Raw genomic sequence first — 21,713 nt, 5'->3', positions numbered from 1 at the left:
GCCCGATTACGCGACGATGATATCGTCGTCGGGCGTCTCGCCGTCGCCTTCGTCAGTCTCGTCGGCCTCGTCCGGTTTAGTCTCGTCGGCGTCGGCCGGCGAGGTCTCGTCGGCGTCGGCGGGCTCCGCGGCGGCGGCCTCCGCGTCGGCCTCGTCTTCGGTCTCCCAGTCGCCGCGACGGGTCGCGGCCCGCGAGGGGACCTGCACGTCGTTGGCGTCTTCGAGCTGGCGGAGCCGTTCTTTGGTCTCGACGAGCTCCTCGGTGAGCCCGTTGACGGCGGCCTGAAGTTCTGCGACTTTGGATTCGAGTTCCTCCACCCGGTTACTCATGGGTAACATAGCCCCGCGCGTGAGACATAAATGTGCGTCAGACAATCACCGAAAATGTGATACGTGTGAAGGGGGTCCCGGGGCGGAACCCCCATCGCTGACATCTCAGTCCCGGTACGACTCGGTCGTCGTCGCCCGGAGCGACCGGACCGCGTCGAGGTACTCCTCGCGACTGCGCTTTTCGGCTTTCGCTTCGCGGACCGCCGCCATCGCCTCGGGGCTGGTGAGCAGGTCGACCAGCGTGCAGGCGGTGAGCTTCGCGGGGATGACGTAGGCCATCTCCTCGTCGACGACGCGGAAGTCGCGGGCGTGGACCGCGCCCTCGAAGCCGCCGGTCCACGGGTGGATGCCGGGGACGAGCTGCGTGATGTCGCCCATATCGGTCGACCCCGAGAGGTGCGGCGTCCCCGGCGTGACCGCGTCGGGACCGACGATGTCGCGGGCGTTCTCGTCGTAGAACGCGACTATCGTCTCGTCGGTCCGAAGCGGCATGTAGCCGGGGTAGTCCTCGATTTCCACGTCGCCGCCGACGCCCATCGCGCCCGAGGCGAGCGCCCGATTGACCGACTCGTTGGCGTCCGCGACCGCTTCGACCGAGGCCGCGCGGACGTACGACTCCATCGTCACCTCGGCGGGGACGACGTTGACGCCGTCGCCGCCGCGGGTGATGATGGGGTGGACGCGGACGTGGTCCTCGTCGCGGAAGCGCTCGCGCTGGGCGTGGACCGCGTTCATCCCGAGCATCGCGGCGTTGAGCGCGTTGACGCCCTCCTCGGGGGCCGCGCCGGCGTGCGCCTCGGTCCCGCGGTAGGTGACGAACTTGCCGACGAAGCCGTTGGTCGAGAAGTCGCTCGTAATCGTCCGCTCGGGCGTGTCGCTGCCGGCGTGCATCATCGCGGCGGCGTCCCAGTCGTCGACGTAGCCGCGGCGGATGAGCTCCTGTTTGCCGCCGAAGAACTCGATGTCGCCGGCGTCGAGCAGGCCGCGCCGGTAGTCGAGGTCGAGATACTCTTCGGCCGGGACGGCGACGAACTCGACCGCGCCGTCGAGGTCGTCCACGACGCCGCTGCCGACGAGGCCGAAGGCGGTCCCCACGAGGTTCGCGAGTTGGGCGTTGTGGCCGCAGGCGTGGACCGCGCCGGTCTCGGGGTCCGCCATCGGGTGGTCCGGGTTGACGAGCGCGTCGAGTTCGCCGAGGACGGCCGCGACGAAGTCGCCCGACCCCGCGCGGGCGCGAGCGCCGGTAATCGCCAGCTCCGTCTCCACGTCGAGGTCGAGGTCTTCGAACAGCGAGACGATCTTCTCGGTCGTCTTCACCTCCTTGTAGCCGAGTTCCGGTTCGGCCTGCACGTCCTTCGCGAAGTCGATAATCTCGTCCGCGCGGTCGTCGATAGCGTCGCAGACGCGGGCTTTGAGGGCCGCGACGCGGTCGTCGGTCATCGCGTCTCACCCCGGCGAGGACGGCGGGCGGTCGTGAGGCGCGACATCAGATAATCCCCTGTGCGGACAGCACGGCCTGCGAGATGAGCGCCGAGCCGAAGAACGTACCGAAGAAGACGAACACGGCCACGAGGACGAGCTTCCAGCTGACCTCCTTCATCTTCCCGGTCTGGAGGCCGATAGAGAGGCCCGCGTAGGCGAGAATCGGCGTCGTCGTGGCGAGGAAATCGATTTCTCCGACCGCGGCGAGAAACGGCGCTTGCACCGGCGAAAACGGCAGTGCGAGCGCGAACGCGAGCACCATCGCGTAGGCGAACGCCGGCAGGTCCAGCGGAATCAGCCGCCCCATGAGCAGGCCGACGAGGCCGAGGACGACGATGAGCGCCATGCCGGGGAGCGCGGCGACGAAGCCCGTGCCGGTGGCGATGAAGTTGGCCGTCAGCGTCAGGAACGCCACCACGAGCAGCATCTTCAGCGACTCGACGGAGAACTCCGGGGTCGACATCGACATCTCACTCACCTCCGTCAGTCGCGGCGGTGTCACGGCCGAACACGGGCGCGAGGACCGCGTACAGACGCGTGATGACCGGGAGGCCGACGAGGATGACCATGTAGAGCCCCGTGATGCCGGTCAGGAGGTTGCTCGTCGCGGCGAAGCTCAGAATCTGGTCTTCGGCGACGCCCGCACCGCCGACGGCGGCCGCCAGCGACGTGGAACAGGCGGTCATCATGCTCGCCGACCCCATGCCACAGGCCATCGAGAGCGCGAGCGGGTGCAGCCCCGTCGCGGGCGCGAAGCCGCCGAGCAGGCCGAAGAAGACGGTTCCGAGGACCGTGCCGGTCATGTAGGTGCCGAGGACGCCGCGGCCCTCGGGCGACTCGATGCCGTACTTGTCGGTGATGACGCCGAGGGTCGGTTCGCGGGCGATGCTGACCGCCGCGCCGATGGACTCGCGTTTGAGGCCCAACAGCAGGGCGAGCGGGAGCGCGATGAGAATCGTGCCGAGGTTCCCGAACTCCTGGAGGACGAACGCCGGCCCGGCCGCCACGAGGTCGTAGAACGAGGGCGCGACGAGCGTCCCGTATTTCACGCCGAGCGGCATCAGCGCGACGACGAGAAGCGGCGAGGCGATGCGGCTCACGTCCTCGTCGACGACCGACCGGAGCGGTTCGATGACCGACCCGAGGACGCTGTAACTGAGGGCGAGGCCGAGAACGACCGCGTACAGAAGCGGCAGGAGCACGACCTGGCCCGGTCCGAGCGGGAACGTTATCGTCCCGATGAGTTCCGCGACGACGACGATGAGAAGGACCGTCAGATGCGTCCGGAGATGCGCCGAGAGCCGGCCGGCGGTCCGAATCGGTGCCCATCTATCCGAGGTGGTATCGTTTGTCATATGTGAACGAATTCCGTAAATCGTGGTGATGAAACGCCAGTATATAAAACCTCGTTAGTGATTGTCTGTCGGGTGTCACAGGGCTCGGTGTCGGGCCGCCGACCCGCGAACGGGGTCCACCGCGACCAGTCCCGTTAGTCTTTAGCCCACCGCCGTCGAAGCCCGGCCAATGACTGCGCAAGCGCTCGAACAGCGCGAACTCGCGGTCGTCATCGGGTTGGAGGTCCACGTTCAGCTCGAGACGGCCACGAAGATTTTCTGTAGCTGTTCGACCGAGCCTGCCGAGGACGAGGAGCCGAACACCCGCGTGTGCCCCGTCTGTCTCGGGCTACCGGGCGCGCTCCCGGTGCTCAACGAGGCGGCGGTGGAGTCGGCGGTCAAAATCGGCAAGGCGCTGAACGCCGACATCGCCGAGGACACCCGCTTCCACCGGAAGAACTACTACTACCCCGACCTGCCCAAGAACTTCCAGATTACCCAGTACGACGCGCCCATCTGCGCCGACGGGACGCTGGAAGTGTCCGTCGAGGGTACCCGCCGCGACATCGGCATCACGCGCGCCCACCTCGAAGAGGACCCCGGGAGCCTCCAGCACAAAGGCGGCAGCATCGACACGGCGGACTACACGCTCGTCAACTACAACCGCGCCGGCACGCCGCTGGTCGAAATCGTCACCGAACCCGACTTCCGAAGCCCGCAGGAGACCCGCGCGTTCCTCGCCAAGCTCGAAGAGGTGCTCGAATACCTCGGCGTGTTCGACGCCACCCGCGACGGCTCGCTCCGCATCGACGCCAACATCTCGCTCGTCCCCGCCGACGAGGTCGACGACGACGGCGCGATTTCCGACGACGCGCTCGAAGCGGCCAACCGCACCGAGGTCAAGAACATCTCCAGCCACAAGGGCGCGGAGAAGGCGCTGGCCTACGAGGTCACCCGCCAGAAGAACGCCATCCAGCGCGGCCGCGCCGTCGAACAGGAGACGCGCCACTGGGACGAGTCCCGCGGCATCACCGTCTCGATGCGCTCGAAGGAAGAAGAAAAGGACTACCGCTACTTCCGCGAGGCCGACCTCCCGCCGCTCCAGGTCGCCCACTGGAAGGAGGAGATTCCGATTCCGGAGCTTCCCGACGCCCGCCGCGAGCGCTTCCATACCGAGTACGGCATCGACGAGGAGTCCGCCTCGAAGCTCACCTCGACCAAGGAGGTCGCGGACTTCTTCGAGGACGTAGCCGCCGAGTTCGACGCCGACCTCGCCGCGACGTGGGTCGCCGACAACCTCCTCGGCGAACTCAACTACCGCGATATGCACATCACGGACGTGTCGGACCGCCTCGACGAGTTCACGCGGCTCGTCGAACTCGTCGCCGCCGACGAGGTGACGACGAAGAACGCCGAGGAAATCGTCCTCCGCGAGATGCTCGACGAGGGCAAGGACCCCGACACCATCGTCGAAGAAGAAGGCCTCGGCAAGGCCGCCGACGACGAAATCGGTGGTTTCGTCCAAGAGGCAATCGACGAGAACCCCGACGCCGTCGAGGACTACCACAACGGCGAGGGCGGCGCGCTGAACTTCCTCGTCGGGCAGGTCATGCAGAAGTCCCAGGGAAGCGCCGACCCCGGCACCGTGAACCGGTTGCTCCGCGAGCGACTGGACGAATAACCGACCGACTTCGGGTTCGCTTCTCCGCGACGACGGCCGTTTCCTGTCAGCCCCGGAGAACGTGACTACGACCAGTCGCCGTCATCGTCGCGGCCGAACAGCATCGCCGACCCGAGAACGACCGCGAACCACGTCAGTGCCTCCTCTGCCGCAGGCGACGACGGAAGCGGACGGTCCACGCCGGTCCGGTAGACGAGGTAGTAGTCGCCGTCGACTTCGAACACTCTCGCGCCCGCGTCCGTCGGCCAGAGTTCGCGGTCCGCGGTCCCCGACCCGTTCTCGATAGCCGTCCACGCGGTCGGGTATCGGTCCGGGGCCCGAGCGATATGGTCCAGCGCCGCCGCGGCCGGGACGCGCGCCGTCGAGAGGACGTACCGGCCGTCCTCCCACGTCGATTCGCGCTCGAAGACACGGCCGTCGTAGTAGGCGAGATACAGTTCGTCGGCGTCGAGATGCCCGGACGAACTTGATTGCATGTCCGGGTGGTCGACTGCGAGCGTCTCGTTGAGGGTCGCGGCCTCCAGCGCGCAGTAGCGCGTCACCGACGACCCGACCGAGCAGGCGAACCCGTCGATGCCGTGCCACAACGCCGAGCGAGCGTCGCGGTCGGGGACGTCGAGTCGGTTATCCTCGACCCCGATTTCGGCGGACTCGTAGGTGTACGTCGGGCCGGTGAGCCCGAGCGCCGGCCCCCAAAGCGGCGTGAATATCAGGAGGACCGCGAGGCCGAGGCGGAGGTGTTCGGTGGAGGGCTGTCGCATGGCGCTCCCTTCCGAGCCGTCGGAGAAAGTCGTTCTGCTGTCAGGTTCGGCGGGCGGCTGTTATCGGTTCCCGTGTCGCAGTCGTCTCGGGTATCCGCTCCTAGCGTCGGGTCGGCGGAGCGAGTCGGTGAAATCCGACGGGAGACGCGGCGTGTCGCGGACGCGTCGGCAGACACACACCTTCGCGCGCGAGGGCGCTCACCCGCCCGCCCGTATCCGCGCGCGTTGAGGCCGCTACGCTTCGAATTCGGCACGAAAGGTTTAGGACAACCCCCGACATATCGCCGCTCAATGAGCAGGGGTCCGGAACTCATCATCACGGAGAAGGACAACGCCGCGAGGCGCATCGCCGACATCCTGAGCGGCGAGACCGCCTCCGCGGAGCGAATGAACGGCGTGAACGTCTACAAGTGGGGCGGCAAGCGCTGTATCGGGCTGTCGGGCCACGTCGTCGGCGTGGACTTCCCGCCGGAGTACAACGACTGGCGCGACGTGGAGCCGGTCGAACTCATCGGCGCGCCCGTCGAGAAACACCCCACGCAGGAGAACATCGTCGCCGCGCTCCGCCGGCTCGCCCGCCGCGCGGGAAAGGTTACCATTGCGACCGACTACGACCGCGAGGGCGAACTCATCGGCAAGGAGGCGTACGAACTCGTCCGCGACGTCAACGAGGACGTGCCCGTCGACCGCGTTCGGTTTTCCTCGATTACGAACCGCGAGGTGACGGAGGCGTTCGAGAACCCCGACGACCTCGACTTCGACCTCGCCGCCGCGGGCGAGGCCCGACAGATTATCGACCTCGTCTGGGGGGCGGCGCTCACGCGCTTCCTCTCGCTTTCGGCCCGCCAGCTCGGCAACGACTTCATCTCGGTCGGCCGCGTGCAGGGGCCGACGCTGAAACTCATCGTCGACCGCGAGCGCGAAATCGACGCGTTCGACCCTGAAGACTACTGGGAGCTGTTCTCCAAACTGACGAAAGACGCCGACGGTGACGCCGAGTCGTTCGAGGCGCAGTACTTCTATCTCGACGACGACGGCACCGAAGCCGAGCGCATCTGGGACGAAGACGACGCGGAGGAAGCCTACCAGACGCTCCTCGGCGTCGAGGCCGCCGAGGTCTCGTCGGTCAACCGCCGCACGCGGACCGACACGCCGCCCGCCCCGTTCAACACCACGCAGTTCATCCGGGCCGCCGGCTCTATCGGCTACTCCGCCCAGCGGGCGATGAGCATCGCCGAGGACCTCTACACGGCCGGTTACATCACCTACCCGCGGACCGACAACACGGTGTACCCCGACGACCTCGACCCGCGCGAACTGCTCGGCGCGTTCGAGGGCGACCGCCGGTTCAAGGAGGACGCCGAATCCCTCCTCGAACAGGAGGAAATCGAGCCGACCGAGGGCGACAACGAGACGACCGACCACCCGCCGATTCACCCGACCGGCGAACTCCCCTCGGCGTCCGACCTCTCAGACGACGAGTGGGACGTGTACGAACTCGTCGTCCGGCGCTTCTTCGCCACCGTCGCCGAGGACGCCGTCTGGGAGCACCTCCGCGTCGTCGCCGAGGTCGAGGGGCTCTCGCTGAAGGCAAACGGCAAGCGCCTGCTCGAAGCCGGCTACCACGACGTGTACCCGTACTTCAACTCCAGCGAGTCGTTCGTGCCGGACGTCGAGGAAGGCGAGTCGCTCGTGCTGTCCGACACGCACCTCGACGCCAAGCAGACCCAGCCCCCGCGGCGCTACGGCCAGTCGCGGCTCATCGAAACGATGGAACAGATGGGCATCGGGACGAAGGCGACCCGCCACGACGTGATTCAGAAGCTCTACGACCGCGGCTACATCGAGAGCGACCCGCCGCGACCGACCCGCCTCGCGCGGGCCGTCGTGGAGGCCTCCGAGGACTTCGCGAAGCTCATCGTCAGCGAGGAGATGACCTCGCAACTCGAATCCGATATGCTAGCTATCGCCCGCGGCGAAGCCACCCTCGAAGACGTGACCGAGGAGTCCAAAGAGATGCTCGGAGAGGTGTTCGAGGGGCTGATGGAGTCCCGCGAGGAACTCGGCAAGCAGCTCCAAGACTCGCTGAAGGCCGACAAGACGGTCGGCACCTGCCCGGACTGCGGCGGCGACCTCGTCGTCAGAAAGAGCCGTCGCGGCTCGTACTTCATCGGCTGTGACTCTTATCCCGACTGCACTTACACGCTGCCGCTTCCCTCCACAGGGAAGCCGCTTATCATGGAAGAGTCCTGCGAGGACCACGACCTCCACCACATCAAGATGCTCGCCGGGCGCAAGACGTTCGTCCACGGCTGTCCGCTCTGTAAGGCCGAGGAGGCCGACGAGGAAGACGACCTCGTCATCGGGACGTGTCCCGAGTGCGGCGAAGAACACGACGGCGAACTCGCCATCAAGCGCCTCCGCTCCGGCTCCCGGCTCGTCGGCTGTACCCGCTACCCCGACTGCGACTACTCGCTGCCGCTACCCCGTCGCGGCGACATCGAGGTGACGGACGAGTCCTGCGAGGAACACGACCTGCCCGAACTCCGGATTACGTACGAGGGCGACCGCGAGCCGTGGGAACTCGGCTGTCCCATCTGTAACTACCGCGAGTACCAAGCCCAGCAGAACGGCGAGGGCGGTTCCGAGTTAGAGAGCATCAACGGCATCGGCGCGAAGACCGCCGAGAAACTGAAAGACGCCGGTATCGAGGACGTGAAGACGCTGAAGGCGTCCGAACCCGACGACATCGCGGCGAAAGTCGAAGGCGTTGGTGCGGATACGGTTCGGAAGTGGCAGACGGCGGCGGATTAACTCCCGTTCCAAACGTATCGTTTTCCCCGGTCGTTTTCGACCGAGACTTCGGGGAGTCGGGCGAGCCAAACGCCGACCGAACTGCCCCGGCGTTTCGCGCTACTCCGCGATAGCTCCGACTCAGATGCGATGAAGTCAACGAGATCACTGTGTCCGAGTGACCCCGACTCAGAGAGCGAGTTTACGAGCCGTTCGATTATCTCTGCGTTTCGAATCCCGTCGAGAAGGAGGATTTCGGCCTCGTCGTCGAGGCCCGCCGCTCGATAGGCGACGTACCGAGCGCCGCTTCGGGTGAGCGACCAGCGGCGCTGTCTGTGGGATTCCTCGTCCGGCCACTCTTGGTGAACGAACCCGAGAACCCAGCCCGCAATCGCGTACAGGTCCGCGTGACGGGGCGACGCGCCCGCGGACTCGACGATATCGTCTTTCTCGCCACGGGAGTCACCGATAGCCGAGAGAACGGTATCCAGCGTTTCGAACGAATTGGCGAGTGGGACTCGCTTGGATGGTATCACGCCCGCCTCACCGGGCTCTCCGAACAGGCTCCAGAACTCTTCGTCGGGTTCGAACCGAGTACTCTGCCGGCGAACGCCGACGCGAAGGTCGATCATCGAGTCGAACAGCTCGGAACCATTCACCAAGTGAATCCCAGCTCGTTCGGCGCTTTCGACGGCTGGTGTGGTGAACGAACTCGCCGTGATGACCGTCCCGGTGTCGCATCCCGTGTCGGCCAGCGCCCCCTGAAATCGCTGTATTTCGGGCGAACCGACCGTGTTGCTTGAGCCGTACTGCTTCGCCTGAACGCCCAGCGAAACGTCCAAAAGCGAATTTCTGATGCGTCCGTCGATGTCGATACCGCCGTCCTGTCGAAACGCCGTCACCGAGAACCGCGCCGAGGGGAGTGACTCGGAGAGTACCGACTCGCAGAGTAATTCGAACTCCTCCGGGGACAGCGTCATCGCTCGACTTTCTACATACTCGGTCGCGGCGGCAGCGTCCATCGTACACCGGGTTTGGTGACAGGTGGGTTAAAATTCACTCCCGGCTATGCGTGTGACCCGTTCCATCCGCACGCTTTTTACGCCCCCTCAAGCATAGAGCGACCAATGAGCTATCCGTGGGAAGACTGGGACCATATCACCAAAATCGACCCTGACAAGGACCTCGTCGACGGCGAGACGTTCGAAGACGTGTGTGAGACGGGCACCGACGCCCTCGAAATCGGCGGCACGCTCGACATCACAGAGGAGAAGATGGAGCGCGTCATCGAGGCCACCTCGAAGTACGACGTACCCATCTATCAGGAGCCGTCGAACCCCGGCGTCGTCATCGACGACGACGCGCTGGACGGCTACCTCATCCCGACGGTGTTCAACGCGAGCGACTCGTTTTGGATCACCGGCGCGCACAAGGAGTGGGTCCGCATCGAAGACGGCCTCGACTGGGACCGCACCCACACCGAGGCGTACATCGTGTTGAACCCCGAGTCGTCGGTCGCCGAGTACACCGACGCCGACACCGACCAGTCCGCCGAGGACGTGGCGTCGTTCGCCCGCGTCGCCGAGAAGATGTTCGGCCAGAAAATCATCTACGTCGAGTACTCCGGAACCTACGGCGACCCCGAGAAGGTCGGCGCGGCGCACGACGCGCTCGACGACGCGACGCTGTTCTACGGCGGTGGCATCCACGACTACGAGTCGGCCTACGAGATGGGCCAGCACGCGGACGCGGTCGTCGTCGGCAACCTCCTGCACGACGAGGGCGTCGACGCGGTGCGCGAGACGGTCGAGGGCGCGAAGGACGCGACGGCCGAACTCGTCGCAGAGTAATCCCACGGGCGCGGTTTCTGTTTCTACGCCGACGGTACCGACTCCGCTGACTCCACCGACTCCGCGTTCACGCCGTCGGCGTGCGACTCGCGGGTCGCGTCGGCACCGGGCGACGACGCATCCGGTGCGCCGCGACCGAGGAGCGTCGCCGACACGACCAAAAGGAGGAACGACGCGGTCGCGGCGAGAAGGGTTCCGGCGACCGGAACCGCGGCGCAGAGAGCGACGAACAGACGGGCGACGAAGACGACGAGCGCGACGGCCGAGGCGACGCGGACGAACGAGCGGTCGGACGCGAGGTCGCGCGTGGCCGGAATCGCCGCGGCGAGCGACGCTTCGCGGGCGAGAGCGACGGTCGCCACCAGCGAGAGATACGACCCCAAAAGCGAGGCGAGGACGGCGGCGACGAGGCCGGCGGTGTCGAGCGCGGTGACGCCGAAAGACCCGAGCATCACGGGGTTGGTCGCGTACGAGAGCATCGCAATCGACGGCCTGGAACCCGGAAGGGCGACGGTCGCGAGGCCGACTGCGGGGAGTTGGAGCGCGACGAGCGCGGCCGAGAGACGAGCGCCGTCGACGGCCATACCGGTGAGGTCGTCGAACGAGGGGAGCGCGGCCGCCTCGCGGTCGCCGGCGCGAACGAGGCGGACGACGTAGCCCGCAAGCAAGATGCCCGCAAGCGGCGTGGCGAGCGACGCGAGCGTCGAGACGACGCCGAGGAGGGTCGTATCGACCGAGGTGTCTTCGGCGAGCGGGAGTGCGAACGCGGCTTCGAGGTCTGAAACGTCCATGTCCGAGGCGAGATGGTCGCGGGTTCGTATATAAATCTCAGCGCCGGAGCCGTCGCCGCGACCGCGCGCGGCCGGTTTCACTCCTCGGTCGTCGGTTCGCCGTCCCAGTAGTCTACGGCGGCGTCCCGCGGGAAGTAACCGTGGAGCGTTCGGGCGTCGCCGTCGCCGCCGGGCGGCGCGCCGCAGAACACGCCGACTTTGTCGGAGTCGGGATAGACGGTCACGTCGGGGTGGTTCATCGTCGAGAGCGCGAGGTATCGGAGCGGTTCGTCGCCGTCGTTCTCGATTTGCCTGGCGTAGTCGGCCCCCGCGGGGAGCGCGACGTAGGTGTCCGGTTCGAGGTCGAGGTCGGCCGCGCCCTCGCGCGTCCGGAGCGTGCCCGACCCCGAAAGGACGTACAGCGCCTCCTCGTTGCCCTCGTGGTAGTGCGTCGGCCACGGCCGCTTGTCGGACGGCACTTCGTAGAGCGAACAGCCGAGGTCGCGGCCGCCGGCGCGGTCCGCGAGTCGCTTCCGGCGGAACGCAAAGCGGTCCCCGCGCCCGCGTTCGGCCCAGTCGAGGTCGGCGGCGCGAGCGGCGGTCGGTGCCGGGTCGGGCGTCGATTCTGCGTCGGGTGGGTCGGGAGCCATACCGGAGCGACGTGCGCCTCGGACTAAGTACCGCGGTGCCGACTACCACGCGAACTCGTGGCTCGGTTTCGCCCCGACGCGCGTGAGAGTGGACGGTCGAACGCCTCCGAGCGAGGCGAAGACACGATGTTTAAGACGAACGGTCGGGAACCACGTCGTATGCGAAACCGAACGTACACGGCCGACGCCGAGCCCGGTGACACGGTCACCGTCGCCGGCTGGGTCCACGAAGTCCGTGACCTCGGCGGCATCGCGTTTCTGATTCTCCGGGACACCTCCGGCAAGATTCAGGTCAAGTTCGAGAAAGACGAGATGGACGACGACCTCGTCGAGACGGGTCTGGGCGTCCACCGCGAGAGCGTCATCTCCGTGACCGGCGAGGTCGACGAAGAGCCGCGCGCGCCGACGGGCGTCGAAGTCACGCCCGAGAGCCTCGACGTCATCGCCGAGGCCGAGGCGCAGCTCCCGCTCGACCCCTCCGGTAAGGTCGACGCCGAGCTCTCGACGCGCCTCGACAACCGCACGCTCGACCTCCGCAAGGACGAAGTGAAGGCAATCTTCGAGATTCGCGCCGAGGTCCAGCGCGCCGTCCGCGACACGTTCCGCGACCTCCGCGCGACCGAAATCAACACGCCGAAAATCGTCGCCACGGGGACCGAGGGCGGCACCGAACTGTTCCCCATCACCTACTTCGGCCAAGAAGCGTTCATGAACCAGTCGCCGCAGCTGTTCAAACAGCTGATGGTCGGCTCCGGACTCGAACGCGTCTTCGAGGTCGGCCCCATCTTCCGCGCCGAAGAGCACAACACGCCCCGCCACCTCAACGAGGCGACTTCCATCGACTTCGAGTCGGCGTTCATCGACCACACGGAAGCGATGGACGTGTGTGAGGCCGTCGTCACGGCCGCCTACGAGGCCGTCGAGGAGAACTGTCAGGACGAGCTCGAAGCGCTCGGTCTCGAAGACGAGTTCGAAGCGCCGTCCGGCGAGTTCCCGCGGCTCACCTACGAGGAGGCCATCGAGCGCATCAACGCGACGGGCGAACTCGACGAACAGCTCGTCTGGGGCGACGACCTCCCCACCGAGGGCGAGAAGGCGCTCGGCGAGGACGTCGGCGAGCACTACTTCATCACCGACTGGCCCAGCGAAATCAAGCCGTTCTACATCAAGGACCACGACGACGACGAGACGCTCTCGACGGGCTTCGACATGATGCACCCGAACATGGAGCTCGTCTCGGGCGGCCAGCGTGAACACCGCTTCGACCACCTCGTCGCCGGCTTCGAGCAGCAGGGGCTCGACCCCGACGCGTTCGAGTACTACACGAAGATGTTCAAATACGGCATGCCCCCGCACGCCGGCTTCGGGCTCGGCGGCGAGCGGCTCATCATGACGATGCTCGGACTGGAGAACATCCGAGAAGCTGTGCTGTTCCCGCGAGACAGACAACGCCTGAGTCCGTAGACGAAGGCGTTTCTTCGAGTGGGTGCTCGTCGGACGAACGACGTGAGTCCGACGGTGTTCCCGCGCGACCGGCAGCGCCTGTCGCCCGAGGCGACGGCGCACCCCGCCGACGCGACCCCATTTTTGTGAAACAGTCGTTAGCTCGCGGATACGTTAGAGCACTATGTACGACCGTCGTCGCGGGGGAGACCGATGACCGACGCGGCCGACGACGAGGACTCGGCGCTCGAAGAACTGGTCGCCGGCGTCGTCATGGCGCTCATCTTTCTGGTCGGCTTCGGCCTGCTCGCGCTCGGGGAGTGGTGGTTCTGGATCGTCTTCCCGGTCGGCTTTGCGGGCGTGCTCCCCGCCGCACTCGCCCTCGTCCGCATCTACGAGTCCCGCCGCGGCGACGACGCGTCCGAGTCGATGACGACCGAGACCGAAGACGCGCTCGAAACGCTCCGGCGGCGCTACGCGACCGGCGAACTCGCAGAGGAGGAGTTCGAGGCGAAAGTCGAGCGACTGTTGGAGACGGAGACGGTCGCGGACGCCCGGGAGTCGGTGGCCTCGCGGCGACGCGAAGGCAAAGCGGGCGAGACGGAGCGGGAGACGGCGTTCGACCGCGACTGACGCGGACGCGACGAAACGCAACACCGTTAACCGACCCCCGTCGTAGAAACACCGATGAGCGACGACGCGACGGCGTTCGTGCCCGGGCACGTGACGGGGTTTTTCAGCGCCCACCCCGACGACGACCCGGCGGTCGCCGGCTCTCGCGGGGCGGGGCTGACACTCTCTCACGGCGTCTCCGTGACGGTCGAACCGGCACCGGTGACGGCGATCACTCTCGACGGCGAAGCGGTCGAGATGCCGCCGGTCGTAGGCGTGCTTCGAGCGCTCGGTGTGACCGCCGCAGTCGACGCGGAGAGCGAATTACCGCTCGGCGCGGGGTTCGGTGTCTCGGGTGCGATGGCGCTCGGAACGGCACTCGCGACCAACGCCGTCTTCTCGTGTGGCCGGTCGGAGAACGAACTCGTCACGGTGGCCCACGAGGCAGAGGTTCGAGCGGGGACCGGACTGGGCGACGTAGTGGCGCAGGCCCGTGGTGGGATGCCTCTCCGCATCGACCCCGGGGCACCGCGACACGGATACATGGACGGGATTCCCGCACGCCCACACATCGAGTACGTCACCTTCGGTGGCCTCTCGACGGCCGACATCATCGGTGGCGACACGAGCACGCTCACCGCCGCCGGCGAGGCGGCACTCGACGCACTCGCGGAAGAGCCGACGGTGGAGCGATTCCTCGCCGAGTCACGGCAGTTCGCACGCGACGCCGGCCTGCTCACCGACCGTGTCGAGACGGCCATCGCAGACGTGCGAGACGCCGGTGGTGACGCGGCGATGGCGATGCTCGGCGAGACGGTGTTCGCCGTCGGAACGGGCCTTTCGGACGCCGGGTACGACGCCGAGCGATGCCGCGTCCACCCCGCGGGGTCGACGCTCGACTCCGCGTGAGTTCCGCGCCGGAGATGAGAAAACGTGTTACTGCCGCGGCGACGACCCACCACCAATGAGCGACATCGAGATTCCCGAGAGCCACCCGAGATACCAGTCGCTTCTCACCCGCCACCGCATCGAGGAGGGCGTCGAGAAGGGTATCACGAGCCGGCAGGGACTCATCGCGCAGGGGCGCGGCGAGGCGTTCGACTACCTCCTCGGCGAGCGGACGCTTCCGAGCTCGGACGAGGCGGCGCGGGCGGCTGCGGCGCACCTTCTGCTCGCGGACCAGCCGGTCATCTCCGTCAACGGGAACGTCGCGGCGCTCTGCCCCGGCGAAGTCGTCGACCTCGCCGCCGCCGTCGACGCCGACATCGAGGTGAACCTGTTCAACCGCACCGACGAGCGCATGCGGGCCATCGCGGCCCACCTGCGCGACCACGGCGCGGACGAGGTGAAGGGGCTCACCGCCGACGGGCGGATTCCGGGTATCGACCACGAGCGCGCGAAGGTCGACGCCGACGGCATCGGGAGCGCCGACGTGGTGGTCGTTCCGCTGGAGGACGGCGACCGGGCCGAGGCGCTCGGTGCGATGGACAAAGTCGAGATCGTCGTCGACCTCAACCCGATGTCGCGGTCGGCGCAGGTCGCCACGGTCCCCATCGTGGACAACATCATGCGCGCGGTTCCGAACATCGCGGCTCACGCGCGCGACCTGCGGGGCTCCGGCGCGACACGCGAGGAACTGGAAGCTATCGTCGCTGACTTCGACGCCGACGCCGCCCTCGACGCGGCCGAGCGGGCGATTCGCGCCGGCGACGAGTGAAGACAGGGAGCAAGGCTATTTGCTGAGCGACACGAGATGTGTCGATATGGACCGTCAGCGAGCCCTCGCAGTCGTGATGGCGGTCGTCGGTTTCGGAGCCGTCGTCGCCGGCATCCATCAGGAACTGCTCCACGTCGCACCCGGATACGACGGGACGATAACGACGGGATGGGGCGGCCGACTCAACCACGAGGAGTACCTGCTGGCGCGGCTCGGGGGCGTCGGTGTCGTCGGGACGCTGGCCGCATTCCGGTGGAAGTACGCCGCGGTTCTCCCCGTAGCAGTCGGTGGAGTCGAAGTCGGCTATTCGCTCGTGGCCGTGTCCCACTACGTCCGGGAGCCGGGACTCTACACCACGGTCCAGACGTTCGACGGGACGACGCGACTTATCCTCGGGGCGGAGCCGTTCTTGCTCGTCGCCGGCGGCCTCCTCTTCCTCGGTGCCGGCGTCGTCGCGTGGCGAACTCACGGCGAACGCGCCGCGACTGTACGAGGGTTCACCGACGCGGGACGAAAACAGCATCTCGCGGGATTCCGCGATGAGTGATGACCAGCGACCCCGCCCACAGAAAGTATTTTCACGTTGACAAGAATAGCGGCCAGTATGACCACCTCCGATTCGAGCGCGCCCGACGAAGGCGAGGCGACGAACGCTTCGACCGACGACACGACCGACGAGGCCGAGAAGACGATTCTGGACCGCCTCGTCGACGTGCTGTGGATTCTCCCGTGGTGAGGTGAGCCGCTATCCGAGCCCGCTCACCAGCACTGCGAGCCATTATCCGAACCCGCTCACAAGCACCGCGAGCCACTGCGCCGGGTCGCGTCGGCGGCGCACCTCGACCGCATCGACCCACTTGACCCACTGGAAGCCGCGTCGGTTCGGCGCGACCAGTCGGAGCGGCGCGCCGTGGCCGTGCGAGAGCGGTTCGCCGCCGACGTGCGTCGCAAGGAGCATCTCGCCGGCCTCCGCGATGGGGAACGACCACCGAAACCCCGTCACCGACCGGACCGTCACCCACCGCGCCGACGAGTGAACACCGGCGGCATCGAGCGCGTCGCCGAGTCTGACGCCGGTCCAGTGCTGCTCGGTGTACCACCCGCTCGTGCAGTCCAAGAGGACCGACCGCGTCTCGCCGGGCGCGAGGTCGGCCCGGTCGAGTTCGAGCGGGCGGTCGACCAGCCCCGTGACCGAAAGCGACCACGAGTCGGGGTCGACGGGGTCGGGGTCGTCGGCGACCCAGCTCGTCACCGGGAAGGCGTCGTTGCCCTCGCCGGGCGGAAGCGGCCGCGACCCGGTGAACCGACGTCCCACGCCCCGGAGCGCCCCGACCGTCTCGGTCGCCCGGTAGGTCGCCGCGCCGAAGACGAGTATCGCGCCGTACTGGAGCGCCCGGCGTCGCTCCGCGAAATCGACCCGGCGGGGCGGGCGGAAGCGCGCCCGAAGATGGACAAAAAGAATCGGGAGCACGAGCAGGCCGAAGCCGATGTGGACGTTGAGAAGCGTCCAGAAGGCGATTCGGACCTCGACGCCGAGCACCCACGCGACGCCGGTACCGAGGGCCGCGAGCGCGACGACCGCGAGAAGCACCGAGAGCGCAGTGTGGCGGTCGCGGAGCCGCGAGTCGAGCACCCGGTGGCGGACCCGATAGAGTTTGAAGCCGATGAGCGCGACCAGCGAGAGACCGGCGACGCCGTGGGCGACGAAGAGGAGGCCGTTGGCCGGGTGACCGGCCCCGAGGCTCAGCACGCCCGAGAGGGTCTCGAAGACGACGAGCGCGAAGATGGACCAGTCGACCGCCCGCGGCGGCGGTTCGAATCGCCGGAGCGCGCGGGTCGCGCGGCTTGCCATGAGAGATAATAGCGTTTCGAGCGGGAATAGGGTGTCGCGGGAGGCGACGAGACGGAGACGAAACGGAGACGGAGACGAGTGCGAAAACCGAGCGGCGGTTCAGTCGTCGGCCGTCAGCGCCGCCGGGAGGTCGGCCGGGAGGCGGTCGCGATCGTGTTCGGCGTCGAAGTCGAGGTCGGGGCCGACGCCGTAGATGCGCTTGGGGTTGATGTCGCCGTGGCTGACGAAGTAGTGCCGGACGATGTGGTCCATGTTGACCGTCTTTCGGACGCCGGGGAGTTGGTAGAGCTCCTTCGTGTAGTTCCAGAGGTTGTCGTACTCGTGGACGGCCTTCTTGTTGCACTTGAAGTGCGTGTGGTAGACGTGGTCGAAGCGAATCAGCGTCGCGAACATCGCGATGTCCGCCTCGGTGAGCACGTCGCCGGCGAGGAACCGCTGGTCGTCGAGCACCTCGTCCCAGTGGTCGAGCGCGTCGAACAGTTCCTCGACGGCCTCCTCGTAGGCCTCTTGGGTGGTTGCGAACCCGGCGCGGTAGACGCCGTTGTTGACCGGCTCGTAAATCTCGTCGATGAGGCGGTCGACCTCCTCCTCGTAGCCGTCGGGGTTGAGGTCCACGTCACGCTCGGCGAGGGGGTCGAACGCCTCGTCGAGCATCCGCATAATCTCGCGGGACTCGTTGTTGACGATGGTCTCGCGCTGTTTGTCCCACAGCACGGGGACGGTGACGCGCCCGGTGAACTCGTCGTCGGCGCGGAGGTAGATGTCGCGGAGGAACTCCTCGCCGTACAGCGGGTCCGGGAGGTCCTCGGAGAACTCCCAGCCGTCGTCGATGCGGACTGGTTCGACGAGCGACAGCGAAATCGCGTCTTCGAGGCCCTTCAGCGCGCGCGTCATCGCGGTGCGGTGTGCCCACGGACACGCGCGGCAGATGTAGAGGTGGTACCGCCCGGCCTCGACCGGGAACCGCTCGTCCTCGCCGACCCAGTTGCGGAAGTCGGTCGTCTGGCGCTCGAACTCGCCGTCTTCGTTGTTGGCGACGAACTTGTCGGTTCGCCACTCGCCTTCGTAGAGCATGTTCATGCTACCACGACCTGGAGTACTCGCATCGTCCGTCCGTTGGGACGTGAACACCAAAAGTAGGGAGGCGACATCGGTGTAACCGGTCGGCTATCGGGGGGCGGCAACGCGCGTCGCCACCACATATCAGAATTTCGTTAGAATCGGCTCAGTTCGGTGTGAGTTGATTATACTATCTGTTCCGCGTGACTAACCTGGTTGCTGTCAGTTTGAGTAAAAGTCATCATAGTTCATGGTAATTGTTGGGTCGTCACATGGTGGTACTAGACATCGAGACGGAGGATGGACAGCGCGAGGCGCTTCGCCGGATGCTCACGATTCGGGCGTTCGACACGAAGGCGGCCGACCTCTTCAGCGACGGCGAACTCCCCGGGTTCGTCCACCTCTACGTCGGTGAGGAAGCGGTCGGGGTCGGCGCGTGTTCGGCCCTCGAATCGGACGACTACATCACGAGCACCCACAGGGGACACGGCCACTGCATCGCGAAGGGACTCGACCCGGACCTGATGATGGCCGAACTGTTCGGGAAGGCCGACGGCTACTGTAACGGCAAAGGCGGGTCGATGCACATCGCGGACGTCGACGCGGGGATGCTCGGGGCGAACGGCATCGTCGGCGCGGGGCCGCCGCTGGCGACGGGGGCCGCGCTCACGTCGCACCTGAAGGGCGAAGACACCGTCGCGCTGGCGTTCTTCGGCGACGGCGCGGTCGCGCAGGGACAGGTCCACGAGGCCATCAACCTCGCGGCGACGTGGAGCCTCCCGGCGGTGTTCCTCGTCGAGAACAACCAGTACGGCGAGGCGACGCCCGTCGAGAAACAGCACAACGTCCAGAACCTCAGCGAGACCGCGGAGGCGTACAACATCCCCGGCTTCACCGTCGACGGGATGGACATCACCGCGGTCTACGAGGCCGTCAAGGAGGCGCGCAAGCGGGCCGCCGACGGCGAGGGACCGACGTTCATCGAGGCCGAGACGTACCGATACCACGGCCACTTCGAGGGCGACCAACAGCCGTATCGGACCGAAGAGGACGTGGCGATTTGGAAGGACCGCGACGCCATCGAGACGTTCAAGCGACGGCTCGTGGACGCGGGGACGATAACCGAAGCCGAGTTCGACGAGATGAAAGCCGAAATCGACCAGCAAATCGAGGACGCCGTCGGGAAGGCGAAAGACGCGGCGTACCCGGACCCGAGCGAGGCGTACGAAGACATGTTCAACGCGGCCGTCCCGGAGATTAGCGACTTCTCCAGCGGGATGCGGGCCGACGGGGGTGAGGACCGATGAGCACCGAGACCAGCAGTGGAACCGGCCCGGACCGGACGGAGGAGATGACCATCCGGGAGGCGATTCGGCTCGCCCTCCGCGAGGAACTCGAACGCGACGACGACGTGTTCGTCATGGGCGAGGACGTCGGCGCGTTCGGCGGCGTCTACGAGGTCACGGGCGACCTCGTCGAGCAGTTCGGCGAGGAGCGCGTCCGCGACACGCCCATCAGCGAGGCCGGTTTCATGGGCGCGGCGGTCGGCGCGGCGGCGACCGGGACGCGGCCGGTCGTCGAAATCATGTTCTCGGACTTCATCGGCGTCTGCTCCGAGCAGATAATCAACCAGATGGCGAAGAACCGCTACATGTTCGGCGGCAAGACGGAGATGCCCGTCACCGTCAGAACGACGGAAGGCGGCGGGAGCGGCGCGGCCAGCCAGCACTCCGGGACGATTCACACGTGGTTCGCCCACTTCCCCGGCGTGATGGCCGTCGCGCCCGCGACGCCGGCGTCCGCCAAAGGACTCCTGAAGTCGGCCATCCGGTCGGACGACCCGGTCATCGTCTTCGAGAACAAGCAGATATACGAGCAGAAGGGCGAAGTGCCGCTGGACGACGAGTTCACTATCCCAATCGGCACCGCGAGCGTCGAGCGCGAGGGCGAGGACGTGACCGTCGTCGCCACCCAGCGCATGGTCGGTGAGTCGGTCGAACTCGCGGAGGAACTCGCGGGACAGACGAGCGTCGAGGTCATCGACCTCCGGTCGCTCTACCCGATGGACACCGAGACGCTGGTCGAGAGCGTGAAAAAGACCGGCCGCCTCGTCATCGCCGACGAGAGCCCGCTGTCGTACGGGACCCACGCCGAGGTGGCGACGCGCGTCATGGAAAACGCGTTTTACAGCCTCGACGCGCCCATCCAGCGGGTCGGCGTCGCAGACGTTCACATCCCCTTCAGCCCCGCGCTCGAAGAAGAGGTGCTCCCCCACGGCTCCGACGTGGAAGCCGCAATCAACCGCATCGTGTAAGTGACGACCACTATCGGACTCGTCGTCAACCCCGCCGCCGGCCGCGACATCCGCCGACTCACCGGCGGCGCGAGCGTCAGTAACAACTACGCGAAACGCCGCACCGCGGGCTGCGTCCTCGCGGGGCTGACGCTCGTCGACGACGCGGAGGTACTCGTCATGCCCGACAACGCGGGCCTCGCCGGCCGTATCGTCGACGACGCGCCCGACGAAATCGGCGTCGAGTTCGTGGACATGACGGTCACCGCGTCGGGTCAAGACAGCCGAACGGCCGCGGCCCACTTCGCGGAGCACGCCGACGCCGTCGTCGTCCTCGGCGGCGACGGCACGACGCGGGACGTGGCCCAGACCATCGACGACGTGCCGGTCGTGAGCATCTCGACGGGGACGAACAACGTCGTCCCGACGCCCGTCGACGGCACCGTCGCGGGCGCGGCCGCCGCGCTCGTCGGGAGCGGAGCAATCCCCGCCGCGGAGGCGACCACGCGCCACGGAACCATCGAGGTCGATGTCGTCCGGTCCGAGGAGACGACGGTCATGCGCGGCCTCGCCACCGTCGGCGTCCTCGACCGCCCCTTCGTGGGCACGCGGGCGATTCTCGACCCGAGCGACATCGTCGGCGGCGTCGTCTCGCGCTCGTCGCCCGCGGAAATCGGCCTGTCGGGTATCGCCGGCGGTCTCGTCACGCACCGACCGGACGAACCCGGCGGCGTCGGCTTCCGACTGGCCCGTGGCGGCGAGAGCGGAGCGACAAGCCCGGCAACGACGGTCAGAGCGATTACCGTCCCCGGACGCCTCTCGACGGTCGACGTGGCCGAACACCGCGTCCTCGACGACGGCGAGGGCTACGCGTTCGAGGTGGACCGCGGGGTGATAAGCGTCGACGGCGAGCGCGAACGCGAGGTGCGAAACGGAACCGTCCGCCTCCGCCCGGTAAGCGACGGCCCGCGACTGGTCGACGTCGAGGCGGTCCTCGAACGGGCGGCCGACGACGGGCGCTTCAGACTCGGGTGAGCCGGCGGCCCCGACTCGAACCGGCCTGACCGACCAGTTCGGCCCCCGGTT

The 21,713-nt window shown here is 67.1% G+C and carries 22 protein-coding genes; 12 read left to right on the top strand and 10 right to left on the bottom strand.

The features are described 5' to 3' along the window. Positions 1-6: 6 nt before the first annotated feature. The 4 genes from E4P24_RS03825 to E4P24_RS03810 all read right to left on the bottom strand — a co-directional run bounded on the left by E4P24_RS03825 (position 7) and on the right by E4P24_RS03810 (position 3,167). Positions 7-330 (bottom strand): chromosome segregation protein SMC, encoded by a 324-nt coding sequence (locus E4P24_RS03825; protein ID WP_115802246.1) that lies wholly within the window; start codon positions 328-330, stop codon positions 7-9. Positions 331-435: 105 nt separating this feature from the next. Further along, positions 436-1,770, bottom strand: a complete 1,335-nt coding sequence (locus tag E4P24_RS03820) for an amidohydrolase (protein ID WP_188148141.1) — start codon at positions 1,768-1,770, stop codon at positions 436-438. Positions 1,771-1,816: 46 nt separating this feature from the next. Then, positions 1,817-2,281, bottom strand: a complete 465-nt coding sequence (locus E4P24_RS03815) for a hypothetical protein (RefSeq protein WP_115802244.1) — start codon at positions 2,279-2,281, stop codon at positions 1,817-1,819. Between the two features lies 1 nt (position 2,282). Beyond that, positions 2,283-3,167, bottom strand: coding sequence for a DUF3100 domain-containing protein (locus E4P24_RS03810; RefSeq protein ID WP_006600621.1), 885 nt, complete (start codon positions 3,165-3,167; stop codon positions 2,283-2,285). 169 nt (positions 3,168-3,336) lie between these two features. On the opposite strand from E4P24_RS03810, the gene gatB reads away from it, so the two are divergent. Beyond that, entirely contained in the window at positions 3,337-4,827 is a 1,491-nt protein-coding gene (gatB, locus tag E4P24_RS03805; protein ID WP_188148140.1) for an Asp-tRNA(Asn)/Glu-tRNA(Gln) amidotransferase subunit GatB, read from the top strand. Between the two features lie 65 nt (positions 4,828-4,892). On the opposite strand, the gene E4P24_RS03800 is transcribed toward gatB, so the two are convergent. Further along, on the bottom strand, positions 4,893-5,588 hold the full coding sequence (locus tag E4P24_RS03800) for a hypothetical protein (protein WP_188148139.1): 696 nt from the start codon (positions 5,586-5,588) through the stop codon (positions 4,893-4,895). Positions 5,589-5,879: 291 nt separating this feature from the next. Here E4P24_RS03800 and E4P24_RS03795 point away from each other — a divergent pair, with 291 nt between their 5' ends. Beyond that, positions 5,880-8,402 (top strand): DNA topoisomerase I, encoded by a 2,523-nt coding sequence (locus tag E4P24_RS03795; protein WP_004044253.1) that lies wholly within the window; start codon positions 5,880-5,882, stop codon positions 8,400-8,402. Here E4P24_RS03795 and E4P24_RS03790 read toward each other — a convergent pair. Beyond that, a complete protein-coding gene (locus E4P24_RS03790) occupies positions 8,399-9,361 on the bottom strand; it encodes a restriction endonuclease (RefSeq protein ID WP_188148138.1) in 963 nt (320 codons plus the stop codon). The two genes, E4P24_RS03795 and E4P24_RS03790, sit on opposite strands and share 4 nt — an antisense overlap. A gap of 147 nt (positions 9,362-9,508) precedes the next feature. Between E4P24_RS03790 and E4P24_RS03785 the strand changes: the two genes are divergently transcribed. Beyond that, the gene (locus E4P24_RS03785) at positions 9,509-10,231 is read left to right on the top strand and encodes a phosphoglycerol geranylgeranyltransferase (RefSeq protein ID WP_004044255.1); all 723 of its coding nucleotides are present in this window, start codon (positions 9,509-9,511) and stop codon (positions 10,229-10,231) included. Positions 10,232-10,254: 23 nt separating this feature from the next. Here the strand turns inward: E4P24_RS03785 and E4P24_RS03780 are convergent, their stop codons facing one another. Then, positions 10,255-11,022 (bottom strand): DUF4013 domain-containing protein, encoded by a 768-nt coding sequence (locus E4P24_RS03780; RefSeq protein WP_188148137.1) that lies wholly within the window; start codon positions 11,020-11,022, stop codon positions 10,255-10,257. A 77-nt stretch (positions 11,023-11,099) separates the two neighbouring features. Further along, the gene (locus E4P24_RS03775) at positions 11,100-11,651 is read right to left on the bottom strand and encodes a cupin domain-containing protein (protein WP_188148136.1); all 552 of its coding nucleotides are present in this window, start codon (positions 11,649-11,651) and stop codon (positions 11,100-11,102) included. 159 nt (positions 11,652-11,810) lie between these two features. Between E4P24_RS03775 and aspS the strand changes: the two genes are divergently transcribed. From aspS to E4P24_RS19145, 6 genes are all read left to right on the top strand, one after another. Beyond that, positions 11,811-13,115: an aspartate--tRNA(Asn) ligase gene (aspS, locus tag E4P24_RS03770; RefSeq protein WP_008605403.1), complete on the top strand. Its 1,305-nt coding sequence runs from the start codon at positions 11,811-11,813 to the stop codon at positions 13,113-13,115. A 192-nt stretch (positions 13,116-13,307) separates the two neighbouring features. After that, positions 13,308-13,727, top strand: coding sequence for an SHOCT domain-containing protein (locus E4P24_RS03765; protein ID WP_188148135.1), 420 nt, complete (start codon positions 13,308-13,310; stop codon positions 13,725-13,727). 54 nt (positions 13,728-13,781) lie between these two features. After that, complete coding sequence (locus tag E4P24_RS03760; RefSeq protein ID WP_188148134.1) at positions 13,782-14,615, top strand: pantoate kinase; 834 nt, start codon at positions 13,782-13,784, stop codon at positions 14,613-14,615. Between the two features lie 55 nt (positions 14,616-14,670). Beyond that, the gene (locus tag E4P24_RS03755) at positions 14,671-15,423 is read left to right on the top strand and encodes a 4-phosphopantoate--beta-alanine ligase (RefSeq protein ID WP_115860329.1); all 753 of its coding nucleotides are present in this window, start codon (positions 14,671-14,673) and stop codon (positions 15,421-15,423) included. A 46-nt stretch (positions 15,424-15,469) separates the two neighbouring features. Further along, positions 15,470-15,970: a hypothetical protein gene (locus tag E4P24_RS03750; RefSeq protein WP_223173880.1), complete on the top strand. Its 501-nt coding sequence runs from the start codon at positions 15,470-15,472 to the stop codon at positions 15,968-15,970. Between the two features lie 57 nt (positions 15,971-16,027). After that, a complete protein-coding gene (locus E4P24_RS19145) occupies positions 16,028-16,159 on the top strand; it encodes a hypothetical protein (protein WP_004044263.1) in 132 nt (43 codons plus the stop codon). Between the two features lie 42 nt (positions 16,160-16,201). Here the strand turns inward: E4P24_RS19145 and E4P24_RS03745 are convergent, their stop codons facing one another. Together E4P24_RS03745 and E4P24_RS03740 are read right to left on the bottom strand one after the other, a co-directional pair. Next, positions 16,202-17,275 carry a molybdopterin-dependent oxidoreductase gene (locus E4P24_RS03745; protein ID WP_188148133.1) on the bottom strand — a complete coding sequence of 358 codons (1,074 nt, stop codon included), beginning with the start codon at positions 17,273-17,275 and terminating at the stop codon, positions 16,202-16,204. 99 nt (positions 17,276-17,374) lie between these two features. Then, positions 17,375-18,355 (bottom strand): glutathione S-transferase family protein, encoded by a 981-nt coding sequence (locus E4P24_RS03740; RefSeq protein ID WP_115891356.1) that lies wholly within the window; start codon positions 18,353-18,355, stop codon positions 17,375-17,377. 251 nt (positions 18,356-18,606) lie between these two features. On the opposite strand from E4P24_RS03740, the gene E4P24_RS03735 reads away from it, so the two are divergent. The 3 genes from E4P24_RS03735 to E4P24_RS03725 are packed head-to-tail and all read left to right on the top strand — an operon-like array spanning position 18,607 to position 21,662. Further along, on the top strand, positions 18,607-19,641 hold the full coding sequence (locus tag E4P24_RS03735; protein ID WP_144858746.1) for a thiamine pyrophosphate-dependent dehydrogenase E1 component subunit alpha: 1,035 nt from the start codon (positions 18,607-18,609) through the stop codon (positions 19,639-19,641). After that, positions 19,638-20,648, top strand: coding sequence for an alpha-ketoacid dehydrogenase subunit beta (locus E4P24_RS03730; RefSeq protein WP_115802234.1), 1,011 nt, complete (start codon positions 19,638-19,640; stop codon positions 20,646-20,648). Before E4P24_RS03735 ends, E4P24_RS03730 begins: the two co-directional genes overlap by 4 nt. Next, a complete protein-coding gene (locus E4P24_RS03725; RefSeq protein ID WP_188148132.1) occupies positions 20,649-21,662 on the top strand; it encodes an NAD(+)/NADH kinase in 1,014 nt (337 codons plus the stop codon). Positions 21,663-21,713 lie beyond the last annotated feature (51 nt).

The sequence above is a fragment of the Haloferax sp. AS1 genome (genome assembly GCF_014530665.1).
Lineage (GTDB): Archaea > Halobacteriota > Halobacteria > Halobacteriales > Haloferacaceae > Haloferax > Haloferax volcanii.
This window is presented reverse-complemented; position numbering and strand designations above follow the sequence as displayed.

What these genes read in the sequence shown, in the direction of transcription:
- E4P24_RS03775 (WP_188148136.1), bottom strand. Translation starts at nt 11,651, where the DNA reads ATGGCTCCCGACCCACCCGACGCAGAATCGACGCCCGACCCGGCACCG.
- E4P24_RS19145 (WP_004044263.1), top strand. Translation starts at nt 16,028, where the DNA reads ATGACCACCTCCGATTCGAGCGCGCCCGACGAAGGCGAGGCGACGAAC.
- gatB (WP_188148140.1), top strand. Translation starts at nt 3,337, where the DNA reads ATGACTGCGCAAGCGCTCGAACAGCGCGAACTCGCGGTCGTCATCGGG.
- E4P24_RS03735 (WP_144858746.1), top strand. Translation starts at nt 18,607, where the DNA reads ATGGTGGTACTAGACATCGAGACGGAGGATGGACAGCGCGAGGCGCTT.
- E4P24_RS03750 (WP_223173880.1), top strand. Translation starts at nt 15,470, where the DNA reads ATGGACCGTCAGCGAGCCCTCGCAGTCGTGATGGCGGTCGTCGGTTTC.
- E4P24_RS03745 (WP_188148133.1), bottom strand. Translation starts at nt 17,275, where the DNA reads ATGGCAAGCCGCGCGACCCGCGCGCTCCGGCGATTCGAACCGCCGCCG.
- E4P24_RS03740 (WP_115891356.1), bottom strand. Translation starts at nt 18,355, where the DNA reads ATGAACATGCTCTACGAAGGCGAGTGGCGAACCGACAAGTTCGTCGCC.
- E4P24_RS03815 (WP_115802244.1), bottom strand. Translation starts at nt 2,281, where the DNA reads ATGTCGATGTCGACCCCGGAGTTCTCCGTCGAGTCGCTGAAGATGCTG.
- E4P24_RS03820 (WP_188148141.1), bottom strand. Translation starts at nt 1,770, where the DNA reads ATGACCGACGACCGCGTCGCGGCCCTCAAAGCCCGCGTCTGCGACGCT.
- E4P24_RS03825 (WP_115802246.1), bottom strand. Translation starts at nt 330, where the DNA reads ATGAGTAACCGGGTGGAGGAACTCGAATCCAAAGTCGCAGAACTTCAG.
- E4P24_RS03810 (WP_006600621.1), bottom strand. Translation starts at nt 3,167, where the DNA reads ATGACAAACGATACCACCTCGGATAGATGGGCACCGATTCGGACCGCC.
- E4P24_RS03730 (WP_115802234.1), top strand. Translation starts at nt 19,638, where the DNA reads ATGAGCACCGAGACCAGCAGTGGAACCGGCCCGGACCGGACGGAGGAG.
- E4P24_RS03780 (WP_188148137.1), bottom strand. Translation starts at nt 11,022, where the DNA reads ATGGACGTTTCAGACCTCGAAGCCGCGTTCGCACTCCCGCTCGCCGAA.
- E4P24_RS03765 (WP_188148135.1), top strand. Translation starts at nt 13,308, where the DNA reads ATGACCGACGCGGCCGACGACGAGGACTCGGCGCTCGAAGAACTGGTC.
- E4P24_RS03795 (WP_004044253.1), top strand. Translation starts at nt 5,880, where the DNA reads ATGAGCAGGGGTCCGGAACTCATCATCACGGAGAAGGACAACGCCGCG.
- E4P24_RS03790 (WP_188148138.1), bottom strand. Translation starts at nt 9,361, where the DNA reads ATGACGCTGTCCCCGGAGGAGTTCGAATTACTCTGCGAGTCGGTACTC.
- E4P24_RS03800 (WP_188148139.1), bottom strand. Translation starts at nt 5,588, where the DNA reads ATGCGACAGCCCTCCACCGAACACCTCCGCCTCGGCCTCGCGGTCCTC.
- E4P24_RS03785 (WP_004044255.1), top strand. Translation starts at nt 9,509, where the DNA reads ATGAGCTATCCGTGGGAAGACTGGGACCATATCACCAAAATCGACCCT.
- E4P24_RS03755 (WP_115860329.1), top strand. Translation starts at nt 14,671, where the DNA reads ATGAGCGACATCGAGATTCCCGAGAGCCACCCGAGATACCAGTCGCTT.
- E4P24_RS03760 (WP_188148134.1), top strand. Translation starts at nt 13,782, where the DNA reads ATGAGCGACGACGCGACGGCGTTCGTGCCCGGGCACGTGACGGGGTTT.
- aspS (WP_008605403.1), top strand. Translation starts at nt 11,811, where the DNA reads ATGCGAAACCGAACGTACACGGCCGACGCCGAGCCCGGTGACACGGTC.